The organism is Paenibacillus athensensis (genome assembly GCF_004514475.2).
GTDB classification, from domain to species: Bacteria; Bacillota; Bacilli; order Paenibacillales; family NBRC-103111; genus Paenibacillus_AL; species Paenibacillus_AL athensensis.
The window spans coordinates 1-23,566 of the sequence record NZ_MYFO02000005.1 but is presented as its reverse complement, the minus strand read 5'-3'; the positions used below and the strand labels follow the sequence as shown (position 1 = coordinate 23,566).

Below are 23,566 nucleotides of genomic sequence, written 5' to 3'. Positions count from 1 at the left end.
GAGTGAAACGATGAAAGTATCCTATAGATGGTTGTCGGAGTATGTGGACGTAAACGGCTTTACGGCTGAAGAACTGGCGGAAAAGCTGACGCGCAGCGGCATCGAGGTCGATATTGTCGAAGACCGCAATAAAGGAGTAACCGACGTTGTTGTCGGCTATGTCAAATCCCGCGAAAAGCACCCGGACGCCGATAAGCTGAGCGTGTGCGTCGTCGACGTTGGCCAAGGCGAAGACCTGCAAATCGTGTGTGGAGCGAAAAATATCGATGCCGGCCAAAAGGTTCCGGTCGCCGTCGTTGGCGCCGTGCTGCCGGGCGACCTGCGCATCAAACGCGCCAAGCTGCGCGGCGTAGAATCGCAGGGCATGATCTGCTCGGCCAAGGAGCTGGGCCTCAACGACAAGCTGCTGCCCAAGGAAATTCAGGAGGGCATTCTGGTGCTGCCTGCGGATACGACGGTGGGCAGCTCGATTCTTGACGTATTGGCGATTGACGACAAGGTGCTGGAGCTGGATCTGACGCCGAACCGTTCGGACTGTCTGAGCATGCTGGGAGCAGCCTACGAAATTGCGGCGATTCTCGGTCGCGGCGTCAAGCTGCCGGACGCAGAGGGCGCGCTCGCGGCTGCGGGTTCGTCCGGCGTACTGGCGGCAGAGCGCATCGGCGTAGGCATTACGGCGGCTGAGCAGTGTACGCATTATGCAGCGCGGCTGATTGAAGGCGTACGTCTGGCCCCTTCGCCGTTGTGGCTGCAAAACCGTTTGATGGCGGCGGGTATCCGCCCGATCAATAACATTGTAGACATCACGAACTACGTGATGCTGGAATACGGGCAGCCGCTGCATGCGTTTGACGCCGACAAGCTGGATAACGGCCGCATCGACGTGCGTCTTGCTGCCGCCGGTGAGAAGCTGGTGACGCTTGACGGCGTCGAGCGCACCTTGGAGCCGCACATGCTGCTGATCACCGACGGTGTGAAGCCTGTAGCGCTGGCCGGGGTGATGGGCGGGGAAAATTCCGAGGTGACGGAAGGCACGACACGGATTTTGCTGGAATCGGCGCGTTTTGCCGGCAGCTCGGTCCGCAAAACGTCGCGCCAGCTCGGACTGCGCTCGGAAGCGAGCCTGCGCTTTGAGAAGGAGGTCAATCCCGAAGCGGTGCTTCCGGCGTTGAACCGCGCCGCGGCGCTGATGGCTGAGCTGGCGGGAGGCCAGGTTGCCGAGGGTATCGTCGAATCGGCTACAGCCGATCCCAAGTCGACGCGCATCGCGCTGTCGCTGGCCCGCATCAACGGATATCTGGGCACGGAGCTGACGCTGGACGAGGTCATTGCGATTTTTGACCGTTTGCATTTTGCTTATGTGAAGGAAGACGACAACCGCTTGGTCGTGCACGTGCCAAGCCGCCGCGGCGACATTTCCCGCGATGTCGATTTGATCGAGGAAGTGGCCCGCCTGTACGGGTATGACAACATTCCGACGACGCTGATGACCGGGGTGACGACGCCAGGCTCGCTGACCAAGGAGCAGGCCGTGCGCCGTATTGTGCGCAATATTTTGACGCAAAGCGGCTTGCATGAAGTGATTACGTATTCGTTTACCCATCCGGATCAAACGGCGGGCTTCCCGGGCTTGTACCCTGAAGCCAAACCGATTGCGCTGGCGATGCCGATGAGCGAGGATCGGGCGACGCTGCGCACGAGTCTGGTGCCGCATTTGCTGGAGGTCGTTAGCTACAACCGCAACCGCAATAACGACGACGTGGCGATTTTTGAAACGGGCAAGGTGTTTGTGACGGACGAAGCGCAAATTACGACGCTGCCGCAGGAAAAGCTGCTGCTGTCGATTGTGCTGACGGGCAAACGCCGCCAAGCTTCTTGGGCGCAAAAGGCCGAAAACGTCGACTTTTTCGACCTGAAGGGGATTTTTGAGCGTTTAATCGGCTATTTGGGCATTGAAGGTCTGGAATATGCGGCCGGTACGCCGCAAAGCTTCCATCCGGGCCGCACGGCCGAGCTGTTCCTGAACGGGCCGGTGATTGGCCGGGTGGGGCAGCTGCATCCCGCGCTGCAGCAGGCTCGCGATCTGGAGGACACGTATGTGCTGGAAGTGGAGCTGGAGCCGCTGATTGCAGCATCGAGCGGGGCCATTGCTTACAAGCTGCTGCCGCGTTACCCGGCGATTGGTCGCGATTTGGCTGTAGTTGTGGACGCCGCCGTGCCGGTTGGGGCGATGGAGCAGTCGATCCGCGAGGTGGCCGGCGACTTGCTGGAGTCCATTCAGGTATTTGACATCTACACCGGGGAGCGTCTGGGCGCTAGCAAAAAAAGCGTCGCGTTTGCGCTGATCTACCGTCATGCCGACCGTACGCTGCAGGATGAGGAAGTGACTGCGCTGCACGCGAACGTTGTATCCGAGCTGGCTGGCAAATACGCGGCAGAGCTGAGAAAATAGCGCATTTTCGTGAATATGCAGCAGGAATCAAGGCTGGTCTTATCGAATTTAGTTTCGATAGGACCAGCCTTTTCATCTGAGGGAGGAACCCCACGTGAGCAGCGAACACGAAAAAACGAAAGTTGTCGTTGACATATATGGAAGTCAATATAAGCTTGTCGCCGGAAAAGGCGCGACTATCGGGTACACCAAGCGTGTAGCCGATTATGTGAATGAACAGATGTTTACCATTGCCAAAAGCTATCCGCGGCTCGATTCGCAGCGGATTGCCGTGCTGTCGGCAGTCAATATGGCCGACGAGTGCTTCCGCAGCAACACGGCGATGGAGCAGATGAAGGCAGAGCTGCAGCGTCAGGAAGCGGCGCTGGCGGACTACGCCGTGCTGCAGCAGGCGATGAGTGAGCTGAAGGCGGAGCATGAAGCGCAGCAAGCGGTGCTCGGCGAGCGTACGGCCGAGCTGGAGCAGCTGCGGGCCACTGCGGCGCAGGCGGAGCAGGAGCGCGAAGAGGCGAAACGTGCGGCGGTACGGGCAGAGCAGGAGCGGGAAGAGGCGATGCAGGCAGCAGCGCGGGCGGAGCAGGAGCGGGAAGAGGCGAAACGTGCGGCGGTGCGAGCGGAGCAGGAGCGTGAAGAGGCGAAGCAGGCGGCAGCGCAGGTGGAGCAGGAGCGCGAAGAGGCGAAGCAGGCGGCAGCGCGGGCGGAGCAGGAGCGGGAAGCAGCGATGCGTGGTCGCGAACAGGCGGAGCAACTACTGGGTGAGTTGAAAGCCGAGCATGAAGCGCAGCAAATGGTGCTGGTGGAGCGTACAGAGGAGTTGGAGCAGCAGCGAGCTGCTGCGGCGTTAGCCGAACAGGAATGGGAAGCAGCAGTACGCGGGCGCGAGCAAGCGGAAGAGGAACGCGAAGCGGCGGTCCGAGACCGCGAAGAAGCGAAGCGTGCGGCGGCGCGGGCAGAGCAGGAGCGTGAAGAGGCGAAGCGAGCGGTGGCGCAGGCGGAGCAGGAGCGTGAAGAGGCGAAGCGAGCGGCAGCGCAGGCGGAGCAGGAGCGCGAAGAGGCGAAGCGTGCGGCAGCGCAGGCGGAGCAGGAGCGCGAAGAGGCGAAGCAGGCGGTGGCGCAGGCGGAGCAGAAGCGCGAAGAAGCGAAGCGAGAGGCGGCGCAGGCGGAGCAGGAGCGTGAAGAGGCGAAGCAGGCGGCAGCGCAGGCGGTCCGAGACCGCGAAGAAGCGAAGCGAGAGGCGGCGCAGGCGGAGCAGGAGCGCGAAGAGGCGAAACGAGCAGCAGCGCAGGCGGAGCAGGAGTGGGAAGCAGCGATGCGTGGCCGCGAGCAGGCGGAGCAACTACTGGGTGAGTTGAAAGCCGAGCATGATGCGCAGCAAGTGGTGCTGGTGGAGCGTACAGAGGAGCTGGAGCAGCAGCGAGCTGCTGCGGCGTTAGCCGAACAGGAATGGGAAGCAGCAGTACGCGGGCGCGAGCAAGCGGAAGAGGAACGCGAAGCTGCGGTCCGAGACCGCGAAGACGCGAAGCGAGCGGCGGCGCAGGCGGAGCAGAAGCGTGAAGAGGCGAAGCAGGCGGTAATGCTGGCAGAGCAGGAGCGCGAAGAGGCGAAGCGAGCAGCAGCGCAGGCGGAGCAGGAGCGCGAAGCGGCGAAGCAGGCGGTAACGCTGGCGGAGCAGGAGCGTGAAGAGGCGAAGCAGGCGGTAGCGCGGGCAGAGCAGAAGCTTGAAGCAGCGAAGCAGGCAGCAGCGCGTGTGGAGGAAGAACGCGAAGCAGCCAAGCAAGCGACAGTGCGCATGGAGCAAGAGCGTGATGCGGCGGTACGTGGCCGCGAGCAAGCGGAGCAGGAACGCGACGCTGCGCTGCGCCGGTGGGAGCAAGCCGCCCAGGAGCGTGAAGCTGCGATTCGCCAGCGGACGCAGGCCGAGCAAGAGCGTGAAGTCGCTCAACGCCGGCAGGCGCAAGCCGCCGAGCAGATGGTTGGTGTGAACGAGGCGCTGCAGGCCCAACTGGAGCAGCAAAAGGTTGCGCTGGAGCAGGAGCTGGAGCGCCGTATCGAAGTACTGCGCCTGCAGTACCAGGAGCAGATGCAAACCGTTCTCAAAAAGCAGCAGCAAGACCGCGAGCTCTTGATCCAGCAATACCAAGTGGAGCAGCAGGCGCTGGTCGAGCGGCATCGTTCCGAAAAAGACGAGCTGGAGTACAAGCATCTGGAAGAAAAAGAGGAATGGCAAGAGCACGCCCGCACGGAAAAAGAAGAGCTGCTGCAGCAAATTTTGCAGGATGAAGCGCTGCAACGCGAGCTGGCCCGCGTGCAGGAAGAGCATCAGGAGCTTCGCGAGGAATACGCCAAGCTGCAAGCCGAGTACAACGAGTGGATTCAACTGGTTGAAGCAGACGGGCCGGGCAGGTAGCGGTGACGTTGAACGGACTGGATATGGTCATGCTGGCGCTGCTCGCATTGGCCCTGATTATCGGATACCGGCGCGGCTTCATCGCGCAAATCATTTCGCTCTCAGGCTTCCTGCTGGCTTATCTTGTTGCTTTCTGGCTCTATCGCGATCTCGCGCCGATTTTGAGTCAGCTTTTCCCGGTTTCGGTTTTTGAAAGCTATGCCAAATACGAATTTGTGGTCAAGGGTCTGCATCTGGATACGTATGTGTTTAATGCGCTTGCGTTTGCGTTGTTATTTTTTGTGGTCAAGCTTGGTTTGACTGTGGCAGGCAAGGTGCTGCATCTGATCGCCAAGGCGCCTGGACTGAATTTTCTCAACCGTTGGAGCGGCGCGCTGCTCGGCTTGGTCGAGGCGCTGTTAATTCTTGTCATCGCCGTCAACGTGATGACGATTTGGCCGGCGGATTCGGTGCAAAGGCTGCTCAGCGGCTCGCAACTCGCCCCCTATTGCATCGACGGCTTTCCCGCTGTAGCTGGCAAGCTGCAGGAGCTGTGGAAGGAAGGCTCGACCACGATCAAGTCGATCTGATAAAAAAGCGGAACTTCGTACCTGCGATCAGGCACTTAGTTCCGCTTTGCTTTTTGTGGGATGCAGAGGTTTTAATTATTCGACGACCAGCGCCGCTTTCATATCGCCGTGGCCCGTACCGCACATGATCGAGCATTCCAGCGGGAATGTTCCTGCCTTGTCCGGTGTAAACGTGACGGATTTGTGATTGCCCTCCAGCTTGACGTCCAGATCTTTAATCGCAACGCCGTGCATGCCTTGGGAGATGGACAATGTCAATTTGACCGGCTGGCCTTTTTTCACGTGATATTCTTTTTGGTCAAATTGGAAATTGGTTGCTTTGATCGTGATTTCTTGTGCGCCGGAAGCTGCGCCCGCATCTGCTGTGGCTGCTGCTCCGGAAGTTTCTTTAGCGCCGCCGCAAGCAGTCAGAGACGCTACCAAAGCGGCTCCCAGTACAGCGAGTACGAGAATTTTTTTCATTTGTAAACCCCTCCATTATCGAGTTCATTTTAAAAGAAATGACTCTTTGTAGCTATTGTATCGCAAGTTTTATAGAAATGCAGTGTCAAACAAGTGAAAGAACGTAGTCAATATTCAGCATTTTTGGCTGCAGTGTGATATAAATCACAGAGTACGGCCTGATTTTCTGCTAGGGAAGGCTCGCAGCACGTAAAAGACCGGCCCGGCGGATAACCGCTGCAGACCGGCCTTTTTGGATGAAGCTCATCGGTTCGGCAATAATCGGTTAATCTTCCCTGCCGGTCAAGCCGTGTTCGAACGGCGTGCTGACTGGAATAAACAGGTCGATAATCCCGATCACCAAGGCGGCAAGCACGGCGCCAATCAGGCTGCTGGACACGCCGGAGACTACAAATTGCGAGCCCCAGATGACGAGCGCGCTGACGATAAATCCGACGATTCCCCGACCGAACGGAGTGATTCGTTTGCCGAATACCCCTTCGATGACCCAAGCGGCCAAAGCGATGACCAGAGCGAGGAAAAAGGCGCTCCAGAACCCGCCGACGCTAAAGCCCGGCACCAGCCAACCCACCACCATCAACACCACTGCGGATACGATAAACCTGACCAAATGTCCAAGAAAATGCATCCTGACGACCTCCTTCATGTTAGTGTGTGAAAAGCTCACAGTCCAAACGTAGGGGATTGCCCAAGAGATGTTGCTTGCGGCGCATGCGGAACCTTGCCTAAGTTCCGCGCTACACAGGTGCACAACCTAGTATGTCCCGCGACGGGCGAAGTATGGCCGCCGGATTTTTCCATATACTTATTGTCTCCGTAGCTAACATCCGGCGCTTTGGTTTATAATAGAAGGGAGAAAAGGGGATGGACATAAGTTGAACGCGAAGATTTTGAAAACGTTGGATTACGCGAAGATTTTACATAAATTGCATCATCATGCCGCGACCTCGCTGGGCAAGGCGTATGTGGAAACGCTGCTGCCTACGGGCGATTTCGAAGAGGTGAAGCTGCGGCTCGCTGCGACCGATGAAGCAGTGAACGTCGAGCGGTTGAAAGGCAACGCACCGTTCGGGGGGATCCGCGACATCCGCGCCGCGCTGCACCGCGCCCGGATCGGTGGGATGCTCAATGCCGGCGAGTTGCTTGATATTTCGACGACAAGCTTCGGCTCGCGGCGGCTGAAACGGTTTGTGCTGGCGCTGCACGAGGAATATGCCGTGCCGCTGCTCAAGGCGCAGGTCGAGCTGCTAAGCGACAATAAGGCGCTGGAGGATCGCATCAACAGCTGTATTGACGAAAATGCCGTCATCGTCGACAGCGCAAGCCCCGAGCTGGGCCGGGTGCGCAGCGAGCTGCGCACGGGCGAAGCGCGCGTCCGCGAGCGGTTGGAGCAAATGATCCGCTCGTCATCGGTGCAGAAAATGCTGCAGGACGCGCTGGTGACGATCCGTAACGACCGCTACGTGATTCCGGTCAAACAGGAATATCGCAGCAGCTTTGGCGGCATTATTCACGACCAGTCGTCGTCGGGAGCGACGTTGTTCATCGAGCCGGAATCGGTCGTGCAGCTGAACAATAAGCTGCGTGAGCTGAAGCTCAAGGAAGAAGCGGAGATTGAAAAGGTACTGCGTGCGCTGACCGCGCTGGTAGCCGAGCTCGTCGATGAGCTTGTGGCTGACGTGGACCAACTGGTGCTGCTGGATTTTACGTTCGCCAAAGCGGGCTTGGCCCGCGAAATGAAAGCGACGATGCCGCGGCTGAACGATCGCGGGTTCATCAAGATCAAGCGTGGCCGGCATCCGTTGATCGCCGCCGACGCTGTCGTTCCGCTCGATTTGGAGCTGGGCAACGATTATTCGACGATTATTGTGACGGGGCCGAATACGGGTGGTAAAACCGTGTCGCTGAAAACGGTCGGCTTGCTCAGCCTGATGGCGATGTCCGGGCTGTTCGTTCCGGCGGAAGAGGGCAGTCAGCTGTGCGTGTTCGATGCCATTTACGCCGATATCGGCGACGAGCAAAGCATTGAGCAGAACTTGAGTACGTTTTCGAGCCATATGACGAACATCATCAGCATTTTGCGCGATATGACGCCGAAAAGTCTGGTGCTGCTCGACGAGCTTGGCGCAGGGACCGATCCGGCCGAAGGCTCGGCACTGGCGATCGCCATTCTGGATTACATCCATCGGATGGGCTGCCGCATGATCGCCACGACACATTACAGCGAGCTGAAGGCGTATGCGTACCAGCGTCCCGGCACGATCAACGCCAGCATGGAGTTTGACGTGCAGACGCTTAGTCCAACCTACCGGCTACTGGTGGGCGTGCCGGGACGAAGCAACGCTTTCGCCATTGCGGAGCGGCTCGGCTTGTCGCGCCGCATCATCGAAAGCGCGCGCGGTCAGGTGGGCGAGGAGGAGCAGCGCGTCGAATCGATGATCGCGTCGCTGGAGGAGAACCGCCTGACCGCCGAAGCCGAGCGCGAAACCGCAGCGCAGCTGCGGCGCGAGGCCGATCAGCTGCGCCGCGAGCTGGAGGCGCAGAAGAAGGAGCTTGACGAGCAGCGCGACAAGCTGCTCGAGAAGGCCGAGCGCGACGCGCGCGAGGCGGTCGCCAAGGCGCGGCGCGAGGCGGACGAAGTCATCGCCGAGCTGCGGCGCATGGCGCGGGAGGAAGCCGGTTCCGTCAAGGAACACCGGCTGATCGAGGCGCGCCGCAAGCTGGATCAAGCGGCGCCGGAGCTGCGCGAGAAGCGCGCGGCCGCGAAGAAGCGGCCGGAGCGGATCGAGCCGGGTGACGAGGTACAGGTGGCGAGCCTCGGCCAGAAGGGACACGTCGTCGAGATCGTGAACGCGACGGAAGCGCTGGTGCAGCTGGGCATCATGAAGATGAAGGTCAAGCTGGCCGATCTGGATCGCGTCGGCGGCGCAGCGCCCAAGAAAGCGCAAGCGACGTCGCCGACGGTGAAGCGCTCGCGCGATGAACACGTCCGCATGGAGCTGGATTTGCGCGGCATGAACCTGGAAGAAGCGCTGATGGAGGCCGATCGGTTCCTTGACGAATCGATCATGTCCAATCTCGGTCAGGTGTACCTGATTCACGGCAAGGGCACCGGGGTTTTGCGGACCGGCATGCAGGAATATTTACGCCGCCACAAGCATGTGAAATCTTACCGGTATGGCAACTACAACGAAGGCGGCGTAGGGGTGACGGTCGTCGAATTGGCCTAGAAAAAAAGTTATCTGCTTTTTGAAACTATGCTTTCCCGCTTGCGTATGTATTCAGTGTAAGCAGCGGCGACAACAAACAGTGAGTTCTTGCAAGTTCATTCATAGACGAATAATAAGAGGAGGCTTTTTACAATGGGAATTTTTAAAAGACTGCGCGACATGACGATGGCTTCGATCAACGATATGCTGGACAAAGCGGAAGATCCGGTCAAGATGCTTAATCAGTTTCTCCGCGACATGGAAGAAGACATCAATGACGCGGAAGCGGCAGTAGCCAAGCAAATCGCGATTGAGAAACGCTTCCAGCAGCAAACGCAGGAAGCTGAGGAAATGGTAAATAAGCGCGCCGAGCAAGCGATGAAGGCGCTGGAGCAAGGCAACGAGGATTTGGCCCGCCGCGCGCTGGAGGACAAGAAGGAGCATCAGACCCGTTACGACGAGTTGAAGCGCCAATACGACATTGCCAAAACGAACGCGGATCAGCTCCGCAACCAGCTGAACGATATGAAAGACGAGTTTAGCAAAATGAAAAACAAAAAGGACCTGCTCATCGCCCGCGCCGAAGCGGCGAAGGCGCAAAAGCAGATCAACCAGGCCATGTCCGGCTTCGGCGTCGACAACGCCTCCAAAGGCTTCGACCGCATGACGGAGAAGGTGCTGCAAATGGAAGCCGAAGCGCAAGCGAGCGGTGAAATTCGCGCCAAGAACCGCGGCCTCGACGACGAGCTTGACGCGCTGGGCGCAAGCAGCGGCGTAGACGACGAGCTGGCGGCGATGAAAGCCAAGCTGGCTGCAAAAAAACAACCGTAATGCTATAATGAAAGCCAACACCTGCGAGAGACTGGTTAGCCAGTCTCTTCAACCTTTTTGTAGGGGGGCAGGAAATTGACGGACATTGAGGTGGAAGATTTGCTGAACAATCCGTATGTGGGCACACTCGCTTTTTTTGCCGTGGCAGTCATCGCACTGGTCGTTTTTTTGACACTGTTCGAAATGGTGACTAAATACAATGATTGGGCCGAGATCAAAGCTGGCAATTTGTCTGTAGCGATGGCGACCGGGGGTAAAATTTTTGGTATTTGCAATCTGTTTCGCTTTGCGATTTTGAATAACGATACGATGATCCGTTCGCTGATCTGGGCGGGTTACGGATTTTTGCTGCTGCTGGTCGCTTATTTTATTTTTGAATTTTTGACGCCATATTTTAAAATTGACGATGAAATCAAGAAGGACAACCGCGCCGTTGGCTTGCTGTCCATGATGATCTCGATTTCCTTGTCTTACGTGGTTGGCGCATGCGTCACGTGAAGACGGACGGCACACATCATTTGCGGTTGGGGGCTTTGAACGATTATGAAGTACCTGTGGGGGAGCTTGCTGGCGCTGGCGCTTATTTTTGTGGCGATCGGCGTCTATTATGTGATGAACAATGCGTAAGCACGGAGGAGTAACGGCATGAATGCACGAGAAGAAATGGTATGTCCGTGGTGTCAGACGGAGATTGTCTGGGACCCGGAAATCGGTCCGGAAGACGAATGCCCGCATTGCTTTAACGAACTGAGCGACTATCGCAGCATTCAGTTGACGGTCAAGCAGACGGGACAGCCGCTGCAGATGGCTGATGAAGAAGAGGATGACGCCGATCTGGCCGACGCCTGGGAAGGCGATGACGAGCCGTTGGATCGTTACGGGGAAGTTGTGCAGGCAATGAGCGATGAGCAGGAGGAAGCGCCGGAGTGCGCCAGCTGTCATGAGCTGCTGCTGCTGGCCGGAGTAGAGACGGTAGCCAGCGAGCGGTTCGTTCCGCAAACGTCGCAAACGCTGGGCGCGCCGTTCCTGCAGGCGCCGTTTCGGTTGAATGTCTACGTGTGCCCGTCGTGTTTTAAGGTAGAGAAGGTATTGTCCGACGAGGATCGGATGAAGATGGTGGATCGGATTAAAGAGGAAACATAAGCAAATAGAATTCTTCTCTTTCAGTAAAAGCTGAAGGAGGAGGATTTTTTTATTTACTTTTACAAAATATGGTGATAAAGTTTAAGAGTTCATGGGCCCGATGACCGTTTTATTTTACGCAATCGTAAAGGAGATCAGAATGAAAAGAAGAATGAGGACGATTTTGGGTTATTTAACATTACTAATTTTTTTACAAATTCCGCTTTTTTCAGCTGCTAATACGCCTGATTGTGGTTCAACAACTGGCACACAGTACAATTGTCAGAATGCATTTATCAAGAATTACGGAACAAGCGGGACAGGCATTACTTTTGCGTCGACAAGCTTTTACACCCCGAGTTATCCAGTAACCTATGCACAAAGTACATCGTTAGCAACAATTATGATTGGCGGGTCCAGCAAATATGCTTACGTTCAAGATGGGTGGAGATATTATAACGATACTGCTTTTAGTAAAAGTGGCATGCATTATTTTGCAGAGTACAGCTACAGTTCAAGCAGTTGGTTTGAGATTATTGGTACCTATGGACCTGCAGCGAATTCGAGCCATATTTATAAAATTAATAAAGATTCCAGCGGAAACTTTGTAACCACCATTGATTCAACAACTGTAGGTTCATATAGCGGTTTCTTGGCAAGCGGTATTCAAGTAGGTGAGGAAGTAAGCAGTAGCACTGGAAATGCATTTAAGGCTGCTTTTGGAGGAGGAGCTTCAAGTAAAGCTTCATTTTCTCAATTAACTGTTGTTTATAATGGAACCACGGATAACCATCCTTCATTGACTTCTGTGACTGATACAAATACAATGCAAGATTCCTATTATTACTATACGCAAAATGGTCCAATGTATTTGTGGGATTCACGATACTAACTGATTCTGATATCATATTTATTTAGAGGGGGTAGTTCAACAATGAAGTTCAAATCCTTTCGTATGATTCTTACTTTTGCTGTTCTTTTTACAGCAGCATTTTTATTTTTGGCTTTCCATGACAATCCAACTGTGAAAGCAGTCAAGGGATTTTCTACTAAACACGATATAGAGAAGCTAGGTCAAATGAATTTCAAATTGGAACCAGCTATGGACGAACCGATTGTCCAAGAAGATGTCGCGATAAAATCAGCAAGTGAGGCATTCCCTAGCGCAGCGGGAGATGCAACAAGTGTTACTGTAGAATATCAACTGGTTACCCAAGATTCCTACGAGATGATTTCGGATGAAGCCAAACGAAAGAACAAAAAATTGGAACAAGACGGACGTATTCATCAATTGCCAGCTTACATCGTTTCCTTTCATGGTTTACATATTCATCCATCGCGTGGTGGAGCTGACCGGACCGAACATGAGGAATTTAATGTAGTGATCGATGCAGCCTCAGGTGAAGCTTTGATGGGAATGAGTTACCGATAATTTGTCTGTAAATATGAAAAGCTTGCGTCATTCAGGTGTCCTGTATGCTGCAGGCTTTTTTTGTTGTGCTTAACATTTTCCAAATCAGGGCTGGCGTCTTTATTCCAAGCCGGAATGGGGAAATCTTAAAACAGGATTTCAATACCGGACAAAGGGGAACGTCTACTATGAATCATCACGATCCAACGAGGCACCGCCTTTACCCGGGCTGGGGCAAGCAGTCCGCGGGCAGCGGTTATTTTGAAGGGCGAGGTACGGTTGTGGCGTCTGCGGAGGAAGATCGGGGACGTCTGGACGGTCAAGCGATGCTATTGCTTGCGGTCAATGCGTTGTTTACGATCGGCAATTCGTTGTCCGGTACGTTCGTGGGGGTCTATTTGTGGAAGGCCAAGCATGATTTTGCACTGATCGGCTGGTTTACGCTGGTGACGTTTTTGACGATGGCGTTGACCTTTTGGGTGGCCGGCAAGTGGGTGAAGGAGCACAACAAAATGAACTGCCTGCGGATCGGCGTTGCGGTGTCGGCCGTATTTTATCTGCTGGTGCTGTGGCTGGGAACGACTAGCGTCCATTATATTGTGCCGCTTGGCATGGTGCAGGGCATTTCTACCGGCTTGTTCTGGCTGGCTTTTAATGTCGTATATTTTGAGGTGACGGATCCGGACAGCCGCGACCGCTTCAATGGTTGGGTTGGCTTGCTGAGTTCCATTGCGGGGATGGTTGCGCCGTGGGTGTCGGGTGGGCTGATCGTGCGTTTGGGCGGCGTGAACGGGTATCGGTTGATTTTTTCGCTTTCGCTGGGGATTTTTGTGCTGGGGGTCGTCGTCAGCTTTTTTCTGAAAAAAAGAAAGGCCGAGGGCAGCTACGAGTGGCTGCTTGCCGTCCGCTGTCTGAAGCGAAAGGATACGCCTTGGCGGCGGGTATTTGCTGCGCTGGCGGCCCAAGGAGTACGCGAGGGCGTGTTTGGCTTTATGATCGGTTTGCTTGTTTATTTGGCGACGCAAAGCGAAGGTAGGCTCGGTAATTTTACGCTGGTGACGTCGTCTGTAGGATTGGTCAGCTACTGGGCGGTAGGACGCTATATAAAGCCGCGCTTTCGACTGTGGGCGATGCTGGTAGGGGCGGGGCTGATGGTTGCGGTTATTGTGCCTTTTTTCTGGCAGGTGAGCTATGTGACGTTGTTGATTTTCGGCGTGACGGTGGCGCTGGTATTTCCGCTATATACCATTCCAATGGTGTCGGCGGTCTTTGATTTGATCGGTTCGGATGCCGAAAGCGCCCGACAACGAGAGGAGTACGTCGTATTGCGCGAGCTGGGATTAAACGCCGGCAGGGTGGTGGGAGCGCTGTTATTTATTGCTGTCGTGTCGTGGAGCACGCAGCCTAAGGTCATCAGCACGTTAATGCTCGTAATCGGCAGCTCGCCGCTGGTCAGCTGGCTGTTCATCCGCAAGCAGCTGAAGGCGGCGCATCGAGCTTGACAATACCGCTCAGCCCGCTACAATGAAGGAGGAATTCATGTGCGGACAAGGGAGTGGCTGAAGGCGATGACGCAGCGGAGGATGGTAAACAATATAACGGAGCTGATTGGCGGCACGCCTGCGGTTCGGGTCAATCGATTGGTGCAGCCCGGCGACGCGGAGCTGTATGTCAAGCTGGAGCGGTTCAATCCGAGCGGTAGCGTGAAGGATCGTGCAGCGTGGTTCATGATCGAGCAAGCGGAGCGCGACGGGCTGCTGCGTCCGGGCGCGACGATTATCGAGCCGACGAGCGGCAATACGGGCATCGGACTGGCGATGAATGCCGCGGCCAAAGGCTACCGCGCGATTCTGGTGATGCCGGACAATATGACCAAGGAGCGGATCAATCTGCTCAAGGCGTATGGTGCTGAGGTCGTGCTGACGCCGGCAGCCGAACGGATGCCAGGAGCGATCCGCAAGGCGCAGGAACTGGCGGCGGGGCTACCGGGCAGCTTTATCCCGCAGCAGTTCGAGAATCCGGCCAATCCGCAGGTGCATCGGGAGACGACGGCGTTGGAAATCCTTGAGCAGACGGATGGAAGGCTCGACGCGTTTGTAGCGACAGCCGGAACGGGCGGTACGATTACCGGAACGGGCGAGGTACTGCGCGCGGCGCTGCCGGAGCTTGCCGTGTACGTTGTCGAGCCGCAGGGCTCGCCGGTACTGTCGGGCGGCCAGCCGGGACCGCATAAGCTGGTCGGGACGAGTCCAGGCTTTGTTCCGGCGATTTTGAACACGAGCGTCTATGACGCCATCGTTCAGGTTGCGGACGAAGATGCGCTGCGGACGATGCGCGAGCTGGCGGCACGCGAGGGCATTCTCGTTGGCCCGTCTGCAGGCGCTTCGGTATGGACGGGCTTGCAGGTCGCGCGTCGACTTGGAGCGGGCAAGCGGGTGCTGTGCATTGCCCCGGATACGGGCGAACGGTATTTGAGCATGGATATTTTTTGACCCAAATAAGCTTGCGCAGCACAGCGCCAGCAACCGAGCGGATGTGGATTCGCTGCCGGTTGCTGGCGTTTTTAGCGTTCAGGGTGATGCGGGATGCTCCCTGAGACGATTCGCAGAGAAAGGAACGGAAAGATTTTTTGAAAATAAATTGAATATTTATTCATTAATATGTATAATTATATATAGAGGTCATGAAGCGAAAGGCGGGATGAAGATGAAGTTGGCTTTTGTAAATGAGGCTCCTACAGAGGAGCAACTGTCGGGATTTATACAGGCGTATGCGAAGGAATGCGAATCGTGTGGACTTGACGAGGGCATGGTTCAGGCGGCAGCGACTGCCGGTTATGTGGTTTCCGTTTACGATAACGACCTGTTGATTGCGCTCGGCGGAGGTACGGGAGAGACTGCGCTGCATGTGTTGCCGTCGTATCGGTATCGGGAGATCGATGTGACGCTCGGGAAGTTGTTGACGTTGGGGAACTAGGGCGGGAAGTACGTATCATATAATTGTAAGACGGTGTATACAAGTGAAAAATTGCAAGCTGCTGCCATGGGGGAGAGTCCCGATGGTTTTTTTGTTTGATTGGGAGGCGGTACGCAGATGTATTTTGCACAGCCAAATCTAGTAAAGAATATTCCAAAAAAATCATTTTCGTTTCTTAAACGGTTTTTCAATATTGATTACAATACCCAATGAGGACGTCAACAAGGAGGAAATTATCGAGGAGAAGCTTGCTACAATCCGGTCTTGCAATCTTATCGCACAAGATTGAAAGCGTTACCAAAGCAACTGCCCCCAAAATACGCGGATTGCATTCCCTGTCTGGATGTTTGTAGTGAACGCTCTTCATTCCTGCAAACCGACGTTGCTCCATCGCGAACATAAAAGGAGGTGCTTGGAGAAGGGACAAACCTAATCTGGTGCGGAGGCTCCAACGACTACAATGAAACTCGATTTAACTCCAACAGAAGAAAGTGACGGTGTACAACGATGAAAAAAAACATTTCGATTGCCCTCCTGTTTCTTTTGACATTAACGCTGCTTCCCGCCTATACCGCTTCGGCTACGCCTGCCGACAACTGGCAGCTTGTCTGGTCCGATGAGTTCAATGGAACGAACGGCTCGGCGCCGGATTCCACGAAATGGACCCTGATTGATCAGGGCGGCGGCTTCGGCAACAGCGAGCTGCAATACTACACGAGCCGCAGAGACAATTCCTATCAGGAGAACGGTTCGCTCGTCATCGCAGCGAAAAAAGAAAGTTATAGCGGTCAATCCTACACGTCGGCCAAGCTGATTTCCAAAAACAAAGGGGACTGGAAATACGGTCGCTTCGAAATTCGCGCCAAGCTGCCTCAAGGCAGAGGCATGTGGCCGGCGATTTGGATGCTGTCGACGGATGGCGTGTACGGCGGCTGGCCGAAAAGCGGCGAAATCGATATTATGGAAAACCGCGGCGACCAGATGAATAAAGTGTCCGGCACGATCCATTACGGTAACGATTGGCCGAACAACTCGTCTTCGGGCGGCAGCTACCTGTTGCCAAGCGGACAGTCGTTTGCCGACGCGTACCATACCTTTGCCGTAGAATGGGAGTCGGGAGCCATTCGCTGGTACGTGGATGATGTGTTATTTTCGACGAAAACGGGCTGGTTTACGCCGTCCGCGTCGTATCCGGCCCCGTTTGACCAGAATTTTTATATGATTCTTAATTTTGCGATTGGCGGGCCGAACACGCCATTTACCGGCAAGACCAGTCCCGATGACACGGTTTTGCCGCAAAAAATGTACGTCGACTACGTCCGCGCCTACACCAAAGCGCCGTCCGGTTCGGCGTTGGATCGTACAGGCTGGACAGCGACGACCTCCCCTGTGAACAGCACACCGGCGAACATGCTTGACGGCAGTATGTCCACTCGCTGGACATCGGGCAAGGACATGGTTCCCGGTCAATATGTCATCGTTGATATGAATAAGCCGAAAACCTTTAACAAGCTGACGCTCGATTGCACCGGCAGCAATAACGATTATGCCCGCGGCTATCAGGTGTTCGTCTCCGATGACGGTACGAATTGGGGGAGCGCGATTGCCAGCGGCACGGGCACAGCTCCGTTGATCACGATCAACGTGGCTCAGACGACTGCACGCTACATCAAGGTTGTGCAGACCGGCACGGGTACCAACTGGTGGTCCGTCAGAGAATTTAACGTTTATAATTAAATGCTTATCATGAAGGGAATCGTGAAGGATACAGTGCAGGATGTTGCTGCCAGTATTCCTGCCTTTCTGCTAAAATTTTGATCAGTTTCGTGAAGTGCACTCTTTAAAATGGCCATCGAATAAACCCCAGGTTTATCCGACGGCCGTTCGGGGGTGCATTTTTTTGGCTACACGGGGACAGTCGAAAATGGCTTGGCTGCCAGTAAAAAAGATTCGGCGGTCCAATCGGTTCTAGTAATTTGGAAGATGTATACGTTGTAAGTGGTGCAGCTTAGCTTATGCCGGCTCAAATGCCCAGGATGCAGAACGCGAGTTTTCCTATTCGTATGATAGCAACAATAACGTTACGCAGATTACCGAGACCCGATCGCAAGCCGGGGACTCGCGCAGCACAATAAGAACGTATGATGAACTGGATCGATTAACTTCATCGACAGACGTTTATGGTAATTTGGTGCAATACACGTATGATGAAGCAGGAAATTTGATTTCTATTGTATACCCGGGGAATAAAATCGTCAGTTATACGTACGATGAAGCAAATCAACTAGTGCAGGTGGAAGATTGGCAGCAACACCAAACGCACTATGAGTACGATAGCCAAGGTTTATTGGTGAAAATTACACGACCGGACGGCTCTGTGGAAACCCGCTCCTATGATGCAGTCGGTCAATTGACTGGATTGCAGGATTTGGCAGCCGACGGTACGGTCATTCAGCGTAATACGCTCAGCTATGATGCGAATGGTAATTTGTCGGAACAGCAAAGCGATATCGAACAACAGATGTTTCCAGTAGCTCAAGACACCATGACCTATGGAGCCGATAATCGACTGGCTACCTTTAATGGAAACGAAACCAGCTTCGATGCGAACGGCAACCTGCTGCACGGCCCCTTGCAGGGTTCTATACAAGCTTTTGAATACGATGCCCGAAATCAATTGATTGCAGCCGGTGGTTTCAGCTACGATTATGATGCGGAAGGCAATCGGATTTCTCGCCGGTACGCCGGAGTAGAAACACGTTTTGTTGTTGATAGTCTGCTAAGCAATGTGATTATGGAGACAAATAGCTCCAATCAGCCGCAAACGTATTATGTATATGGACTTGAGCTTATTAGTCAGTTGGGGGCTGATGGTTCGTACAAGCTTTACCATTTCAACTCGAACGGCAATACTATGGCATTAAGCAATATCGAAGGCGCGGTAACCGATCGCTATGCTTATGATTCATTTGGCGAACTGACGCTGCGGCAAGGAGATACGACTAATCCGTTTCTTTTTGACGGCCGAGATGGGATCATGACCGATGATAACGGGTTGTTGTACATGCGGGCGCGGTATTACAATCCGGAAATCAAGAGATTTATGAACGAGGATACGTATCAGGGAGAAATTCAAGATCCGCTTACGCTTAATCAGTACTCGTATGTAGAAAATAATCCATTAATCAAAGTCGATCCTTCGGGCCATTGCGGTTTTAGTAGCAGGGATCAAAAGACAGATTGTATTATTGACTTCATTCCGGTAGTAGGTAGTGCAAAAGCAGCTTCTGAGGTAATTACTGGTAGAAATCCTATTACTAAAGAAGAACTATCACCTGGAGATCGAGCTATTTCGGCAGTCGGCTTACTTCCTGAGGGTAAGGTTATAGCCAAGGGTGCAAAATTGTTAGGTAAAAGCGTTTCTAAAGGTTTTAAAGCCGTGAAAAAATTATTGGAAGCCTGTAATTGTTTTGCCGCAGGAACGAAGGTGCTCACAGACGAAGGGGAGAAGAATATTGAAGACATTGAGGTCGGAGATAAGGTTCTCTCGAAGGATGAGGCAACTGGTGAGGTTGGATACAAAGAGGTTACGGCTACTTTCAACCATGAGACGGATGAAATTTACAAGATTCATGTGGGCGGTCTGACAATTGAATCAACTTTCAACCATCCGTTCTATGTGGAAGGCAAGGGATGGACGTTTGTTAAAGACCTCAAGGTTGGAGACTTGCTTGTACAGAGTGATGGGAATACACTCAAGATTGAGAGCATCGAACTGCTGCATAAGCACGTAACAGTTTACAACATGACGGTTGATGAGTTCCATACGTACTTTGTTAGTGACCTTGGGATTTGGGTTCATAATACGAGTTGTTTTAACTGGAGTGCAATTAAAGGTACTCAACCAGTTATTGATGGGACAAATATTCCTAGATCATTCGTAATTAATGGACTTAAGGTAAATGGGAAAGAAGTTTGGGTAGGAGGCAATGCAACCAAGCATATGGGTGAGTTTGTGACTTCTGCTAATAAAGCAGGTGGAGGGCTACTTTCAGAAAACGAAATTATGGAAAGTTTTATGAATGCTGCAAAGTTAGCTGCGAAGCAAGAACTTAAGCATGGTGATAATAGGCTCTTTGTTGGTGGTTGGGAAATTGGGATAAATGGTGAAACTGGAGTTATCTATCACGCATTGATGAAGTAGGAGGAATTGGATGAGTATAAAATTATCTAAGTTATATCAATTAGACTCACGAGGGTATAAATATTTCGAAAAAGTAAGTGAAGACCTGATTTTATTTAATCTTGAGATAAAGGGCGATTCTCTACACTTTGATTCGAGACCTGTTCATTGGCGTTGCGATTTTGGGGATTTCCCACCTATGGACATTTCATTAGACTCAGCGACAGGTTTGTTAAAAGAAATTACAGTTTTTATTAAGAAAAGTGATATTAAGAAACAGGATAGGGAAATTCATTTAGATATTTTAGCTTCAAAAGGATACCCCACCTTTTCTACAGACATTTGGAAGAAGCATGAATATTACTATGATGAGTCTGTTGGAGTAAACATCTTTATTTTAGAATTAAATCTGTGTGTATGTTTAGCCAAAAGTAAAATTCAAAATAAATTGAAGGTAAATGATGTGTTAGATGTGTTGCTAGATGAGCAAGATTTTCTCTCGGGTTTTATTATTAATAACTTGAGTGTTGACGAATTGAAATACATGATATAAGTTCACTTGTTGCCTTGAGGTTTCCATTCCTCAAGGTCTTTCTTTTAGCCCCCACCCAGTGCCGAATGAATCGGGCGGCTGAATCAAATAAGGTATAACCCTCGTAAGATCAGTACAAGAAATTCCGCAATCTCTTTGTACGCACACTTAGCTTGACAAATGTTACCTAAATAACGCTATACCGTTACATCAAACAGGTTGATTATGGTCAGATACTACCATGATTGACCTGTATTTTATTATCTTCGCTCTCTTGCGGTTTTTCTAATATGAGCCGCAACTGTACAATACCCTGTCCCGATAAAGAGGGTGGAAAGGTCAGAAGTCGAATCTTTTTGGATGGATAGCACGACAATTCATAGTAGCGGCGGAAAATGTGGGATTTTGATATTGTCCGCAACGGAACTGACCTTTACAGCGATTGTTACGGCGAAAGAAAGAACCCTGCTGACGAGCAGTTTACATATACAGGTAAGGCAACGTGAAGGCTAGCCGCCTTGCCCTCTAATTATAGACGGAAATTCGTTAAAAAATTTCCGCAGGGGGCTAAGCATGGAAGAAGTAAAGGTTTCGATTGACCGTATAGTAGTGGACTTTACGAACGTGCATTGGACGTTCTTCAATCCACTTCGTCAACGGCTTTGTGATTACTACAACGCTGCGTTTTATGTTAAGGACAAGGGATTTAAGTACCGTGTACGAGTCAGGGAGGGGAAGCATTGGGCGTATCTTTCGTATCAGTTAGTTTATGCTCGAATGGCAAGGAAGCATACGCTTCGGCTAGAATGTCCTCCTGACTCTTTGGTTCACTTCCAGTCATGGATTTCAGTGATTGGGAATCATGCAACAGAGATTCTTTATGTTCGCTCTGATGTAGCGTTCGACATCCCGTTGCTCTTATCTGAATTGTTCGTCCTATCGTTGACTGGGCGGAACATGAAGAAAAGGAAGGGGACGTTTTACTCCAATAAAAGTCATCAGCGGCAAGTAGCAGGATACTGCCGAGTGTATGACAAGAAGGTTGAATTGCTGCAAAGGCAAGGAGTGAGAATTGAAGGCGAATTAACGAGGTTTGAAATCGTGTATAAGCCTGATGAGAAAATCCCGATGAGCGTTCTAGTCCAGTTTCCGCCCCAATTCAATAGGCTTTATCTGTGTTCCCAAGTCGTTGGACTTGAGCGGATGAAACCGAAACTGCAACAAAGAGTCAATGGATTGATGAGCGGCGAACTGGAACAGAAACAAGTAACGGGGTATTACCGCAGGGAAATCGAGAAGCAAGTGCGGCAACGTCCTACATTGGATTTCGATAGAGTGGCGGAAGAGCAATGGGAGGATGTCATAACGATACCTTGTGCCATACTGGGCGGCGTGGTGAGCAAAGTACCAGTTGCACTTTAGTATTACTCATCCTCCATGACTATGAGTTCATGAAGCTGAATGTCGAGTGTTTTGCAAATTTGCTCCAATGTATCGAAGTAAGCTGCATTAACCTTATCGGAGCAAAGGTGGCTTACTGTGCTTGAGCGGATATTCATTCTTCGTGCAAGTTCCCGTTGACTAATGTTCCGCTGTTCTAGGATTTCTCTAAGGCGTAATCGGACTGGCATAGTTAGCCGCTTACCTTGTTGAGAATCATTTCCTTGTCAAAGAGGTTAATGCCGCTCTATCTAACTGGAAGCGTAAAAGCTATGCAATGACAGAGAAGCATGACAGTTGGGATGCAGAGAACATTGCCAAGCTGTTACTGGATGAACTGGACAGGTTGCCGAATGCCCACCCACAAGATGATTACTGGATTCTAAAGCAGCTAGTCATGCGGCGGTACAGCTTGCGTGATACGCTTGTCATGCTCAAAAATCAACTTCACACGCAGTTAAGCTATAACTATCCAAGCTACAGCAAGTTCTTCTGTGAAGTGGATGGTCAAACAGCACTAGCTGTATGGCATGAGTACCCTTCACCGTATCTATTGGAGGGCGTGACCATAGAAGCATTGGCGGAGTTCTTACGGAAGAACAGCCGCAATGTATGTTCGACTAAGAAAGCTGCTCTTATCCTTGAGAGTGTTCAAGCTGATGGAAATACGAAGCGGAACGGACAGGAGTATCGTGATTTCCTTGTCCGTAGTCATGTAAACCAAATTCGTGACGTTCAACGTGAGATGAACGATGTGGAGGACAACATCCGTCACATCATGCAGAAGCTAGACTTCAAGCTGAATACCTTCACTGGTATTGATGACGTTACAGCTTCGGCTATCGTGGCTGAAATCGGAGACATAAGCCGTTTTACGAGTGCTGACAAGTTAGCCAAGTATGCAGGGCTTACACCAAGCCAAATGAGCAGCGGCGGCAGAGGTAAAGACCGTAACCAACGGCAAGGAAATCGAGTGTTGAACAAGATTCTGTGGGGGCTAGCAGTAAGGCAAGTGCATACCGCTAGAACTTCAAGTAAGCCGCTCAATCCTATCTTCCGTGAATACTACGAGAAACGATTGGGCGAAGGCAAAAAGAAGAAGCAGGCAATCATCTGCATTATGAGAAGACTTGTTACCATTCTATACAGCATGTTGAAGAACAAAACCGAATACCGACTTGACGCTATACCTGAACGAGCGGCAAGCTAATGATACAATGGTGGTAGCTGAATACAGTGGCCACCTTCTTTATTCCCTGAATCAAGGTTCTAACTAACGAAGGGGAGAAGAATATCGAAGATATCCAAGTCGGAGATAAGGTTCTCTCGAAGAATGAAGAGACTGGCGAGGTAGCGTACAAAGAGGTTACGGCTACGTTTAACCATGAGACGGATGAGATTTACAACATCCAGGTGGGTGGTCAGACGATTGAATCGACCTATAACCATCCGTTCTATGTGGAAGGCAAGGGATGGACATTCGTTAAGGACCTCAAAGTCGGGGACTTGCTTGTTCAGAGTGATGGCAATACACTCAAGGTAGAGAGTATCGAACTGGAGCATAAGAACGTCACGGTTTACAACATGACTGTGGATGAGTTCCATACGTATTTTGTGAGTGACCTTGGGATTTGGGTGCATAACTCGAAGTGCGGTGAGGTTATTCTCCCTAGTGTTAAAACATACGAGCAGGCTAGGAATAAAGCATTCGACCTCATCGGAGATTGGAGTTGTCAACAAAAGTGCAGTTTGAAAACACACTCATAGAGAAATCTCGTTTCTACGCTGCCATTGACAGCATTCTTTCGCGATAAATGGCGGGGGGCCAGCCACCTGGATTAGAGGTATAGATCCGTCGCCTGTTGTAGTAGACCATAATATATCGGAAGATGATCGATTTCATCGCGGCCATCGGATAGCGCTCCGTGCGGATCTTGTACAGCTTCTCTTTCTTTAGCGTAGCAAAAAAGCT

General features: G+C 52.4%; 21 protein-coding genes and 1 pseudogene. 18 read left to right on the top strand and 4 right to left on the bottom strand.

Going from position 1 to position 23,566, the window contains the following annotated elements:
* The first annotated feature begins 10 nt into the window (after positions 1-10).
* The 3 genes from pheT to B5M42_RS10740 all read left to right on the top strand — a co-directional run bounded on the left by pheT (position 11) and on the right by B5M42_RS10740 (position 5,428).
* Entirely contained in the window at positions 11-2,452 is a 2,442-nt protein-coding gene (pheT, locus tag B5M42_RS10750) for a phenylalanine--tRNA ligase subunit beta (RefSeq protein WP_134754466.1), read from the top strand.
* 94 nt (positions 2,453-2,546) lie between these two features.
* Complete coding sequence (gene zapA, locus B5M42_RS10745) at positions 2,547-4,859, top strand: cell division protein ZapA (RefSeq protein ID WP_134754464.1); 2,313 nt, start codon at positions 2,547-2,549, stop codon at positions 4,857-4,859.
* 8 nt (positions 4,860-4,867) lie between these two features.
* The gene (locus B5M42_RS10740; protein WP_134754462.1) at positions 4,868-5,428 is read left to right on the top strand and encodes a CvpA family protein; all 561 of its coding nucleotides are present in this window, start codon (positions 4,868-4,870) and stop codon (positions 5,426-5,428) included.
* 75 nt (positions 5,429-5,503) lie between these two features.
* Here B5M42_RS10740 and B5M42_RS10735 read toward each other — a convergent pair whose 3' ends face one another.
* Entirely contained in the window at positions 5,504-5,890 is a 387-nt protein-coding gene (locus tag B5M42_RS10735) for a cupredoxin domain-containing protein (RefSeq protein ID WP_134754460.1), read from the bottom strand.
* A gap of 265 nt (positions 5,891-6,155) precedes the next feature.
* Positions 6,156-6,518 carry a phage holin family protein gene (locus tag B5M42_RS10730; RefSeq protein ID WP_134754457.1) on the bottom strand — a complete coding sequence of 121 codons (363 nt, stop codon included), beginning with the start codon at positions 6,516-6,518 and terminating at the stop codon, positions 6,156-6,158.
* A 247-nt stretch (positions 6,519-6,765) separates the two neighbouring features.
* Between B5M42_RS10730 and B5M42_RS10725 the strand changes: the two genes are divergently transcribed.
* The 13 genes from B5M42_RS10725 to B5M42_RS10665 all read left to right on the top strand — a co-directional run bounded on the left by B5M42_RS10725 (position 6,766) and on the right by B5M42_RS10665 (position 21,576).
* A complete protein-coding gene (locus B5M42_RS10725) occupies positions 6,766-9,120 on the top strand; it encodes an endonuclease MutS2 (protein WP_134754455.1) in 2,355 nt (784 codons plus the stop codon).
* 132 nt (positions 9,121-9,252) lie between these two features.
* On the top strand, positions 9,253-9,930 hold the full coding sequence (locus tag B5M42_RS10720; RefSeq protein WP_134754453.1) for a PspA/IM30 family protein: 678 nt from the start codon (positions 9,253-9,255) through the stop codon (positions 9,928-9,930).
* A gap of 75 nt (positions 9,931-10,005) precedes the next feature.
* Complete coding sequence (locus B5M42_RS10715) at positions 10,006-10,428, top strand: DUF350 domain-containing protein (protein ID WP_134754450.1); 423 nt, start codon at positions 10,006-10,008, stop codon at positions 10,426-10,428.
* Between the two features lie 147 nt (positions 10,429-10,575).
* The gene (locus B5M42_RS10710; RefSeq protein ID WP_134754448.1) at positions 10,576-11,073 is read left to right on the top strand and encodes a hypothetical protein; all 498 of its coding nucleotides are present in this window, start codon (positions 10,576-10,578) and stop codon (positions 11,071-11,073) included.
* A gap of 139 nt (positions 11,074-11,212) precedes the next feature.
* Positions 11,213-11,944 (top strand): hypothetical protein, encoded by a 732-nt coding sequence (locus B5M42_RS10705; protein ID WP_134754446.1) that lies wholly within the window; start codon positions 11,213-11,215, stop codon positions 11,942-11,944.
* Between the two features lie 42 nt (positions 11,945-11,986).
* Entirely contained in the window at positions 11,987-12,484 is a 498-nt protein-coding gene (locus B5M42_RS10700) for a hypothetical protein (protein ID WP_134754444.1), read from the top strand.
* A gap of 167 nt (positions 12,485-12,651) precedes the next feature.
* Entirely contained in the window at positions 12,652-13,965 is a 1,314-nt protein-coding gene (locus tag B5M42_RS10695; protein ID WP_134754442.1) for an MFS transporter, read from the top strand.
* Between the two features lie 66 nt (positions 13,966-14,031).
* Positions 14,032-14,955, top strand: coding sequence for a cysteine synthase A (gene cysK / locus B5M42_RS10690; RefSeq protein ID WP_134754568.1), 924 nt, complete (start codon positions 14,032-14,034; stop codon positions 14,953-14,955).
* Positions 14,956-15,169: 214 nt separating this feature from the next.
* Positions 15,170-15,439, top strand: coding sequence for a hypothetical protein (locus tag B5M42_RS10685; protein WP_134754440.1), 270 nt, complete (start codon positions 15,170-15,172; stop codon positions 15,437-15,439).
* Between the two features lie 507 nt (positions 15,440-15,946).
* Positions 15,947-17,176 (top strand): family 16 glycosylhydrolase, encoded by a 1,230-nt coding sequence (locus B5M42_RS10680; protein WP_134754438.1) that lies wholly within the window; start codon positions 15,947-15,949, stop codon positions 17,174-17,176.
* 484 nt (positions 17,177-17,660) lie between these two features.
* Positions 17,661-19,643 (top strand): polymorphic toxin-type HINT domain-containing protein, encoded by a 1,983-nt coding sequence (locus B5M42_RS10675; RefSeq protein ID WP_134754436.1) that lies wholly within the window; start codon positions 17,661-17,663, stop codon positions 19,641-19,643.
* Between the two features lie 10 nt (positions 19,644-19,653).
* Positions 19,654-20,175: a hypothetical protein gene (locus B5M42_RS10670; protein ID WP_134754434.1), complete on the top strand. Its 522-nt coding sequence runs from the start codon at positions 19,654-19,656 to the stop codon at positions 20,173-20,175.
* A 552-nt stretch (positions 20,176-20,727) separates the two neighbouring features.
* Complete coding sequence (locus tag B5M42_RS10665) at positions 20,728-21,576, top strand: replication initiation factor family protein (RefSeq protein WP_134754432.1); 849 nt, start codon at positions 20,728-20,730, stop codon at positions 21,574-21,576.
* A gap of 2 nt (positions 21,577-21,578) precedes the next feature.
* Here B5M42_RS10665 and B5M42_RS10660 read toward each other — a convergent pair whose 3' ends face one another.
* Positions 21,579-21,785: a helix-turn-helix domain-containing protein gene (locus B5M42_RS10660; RefSeq protein WP_134754430.1), complete on the bottom strand. Its 207-nt coding sequence runs from the start codon at positions 21,783-21,785 to the stop codon at positions 21,579-21,581.
* 14 nt (positions 21,786-21,799) lie between these two features.
* On the opposite strand from B5M42_RS10660, the pseudogene B5M42_RS10655 reads away from it, so the two are divergent.
* Positions 21,800-22,804 (top strand): annotated as a pseudogene (locus tag B5M42_RS10655) (IS110 family RNA-guided transposase); the annotation flags it as partial.
* 50 nt (positions 22,805-22,854) lie between these two features.
* On the top strand, positions 22,855-23,361 hold the full coding sequence (locus B5M42_RS10650) for a polymorphic toxin-type HINT domain-containing protein (protein WP_329959303.1): 507 nt from the start codon (positions 22,855-22,857) through the stop codon (positions 23,359-23,361).
* Positions 23,362-23,374: 13 nt separating this feature from the next.
* Here the strand turns inward: B5M42_RS10650 and B5M42_RS10645 are convergent.
* On the bottom strand, positions 23,375-23,566 hold a 192-nt coding region (locus B5M42_RS10645), incomplete at its 5' end, for an IS3 family transposase (RefSeq protein WP_230632848.1).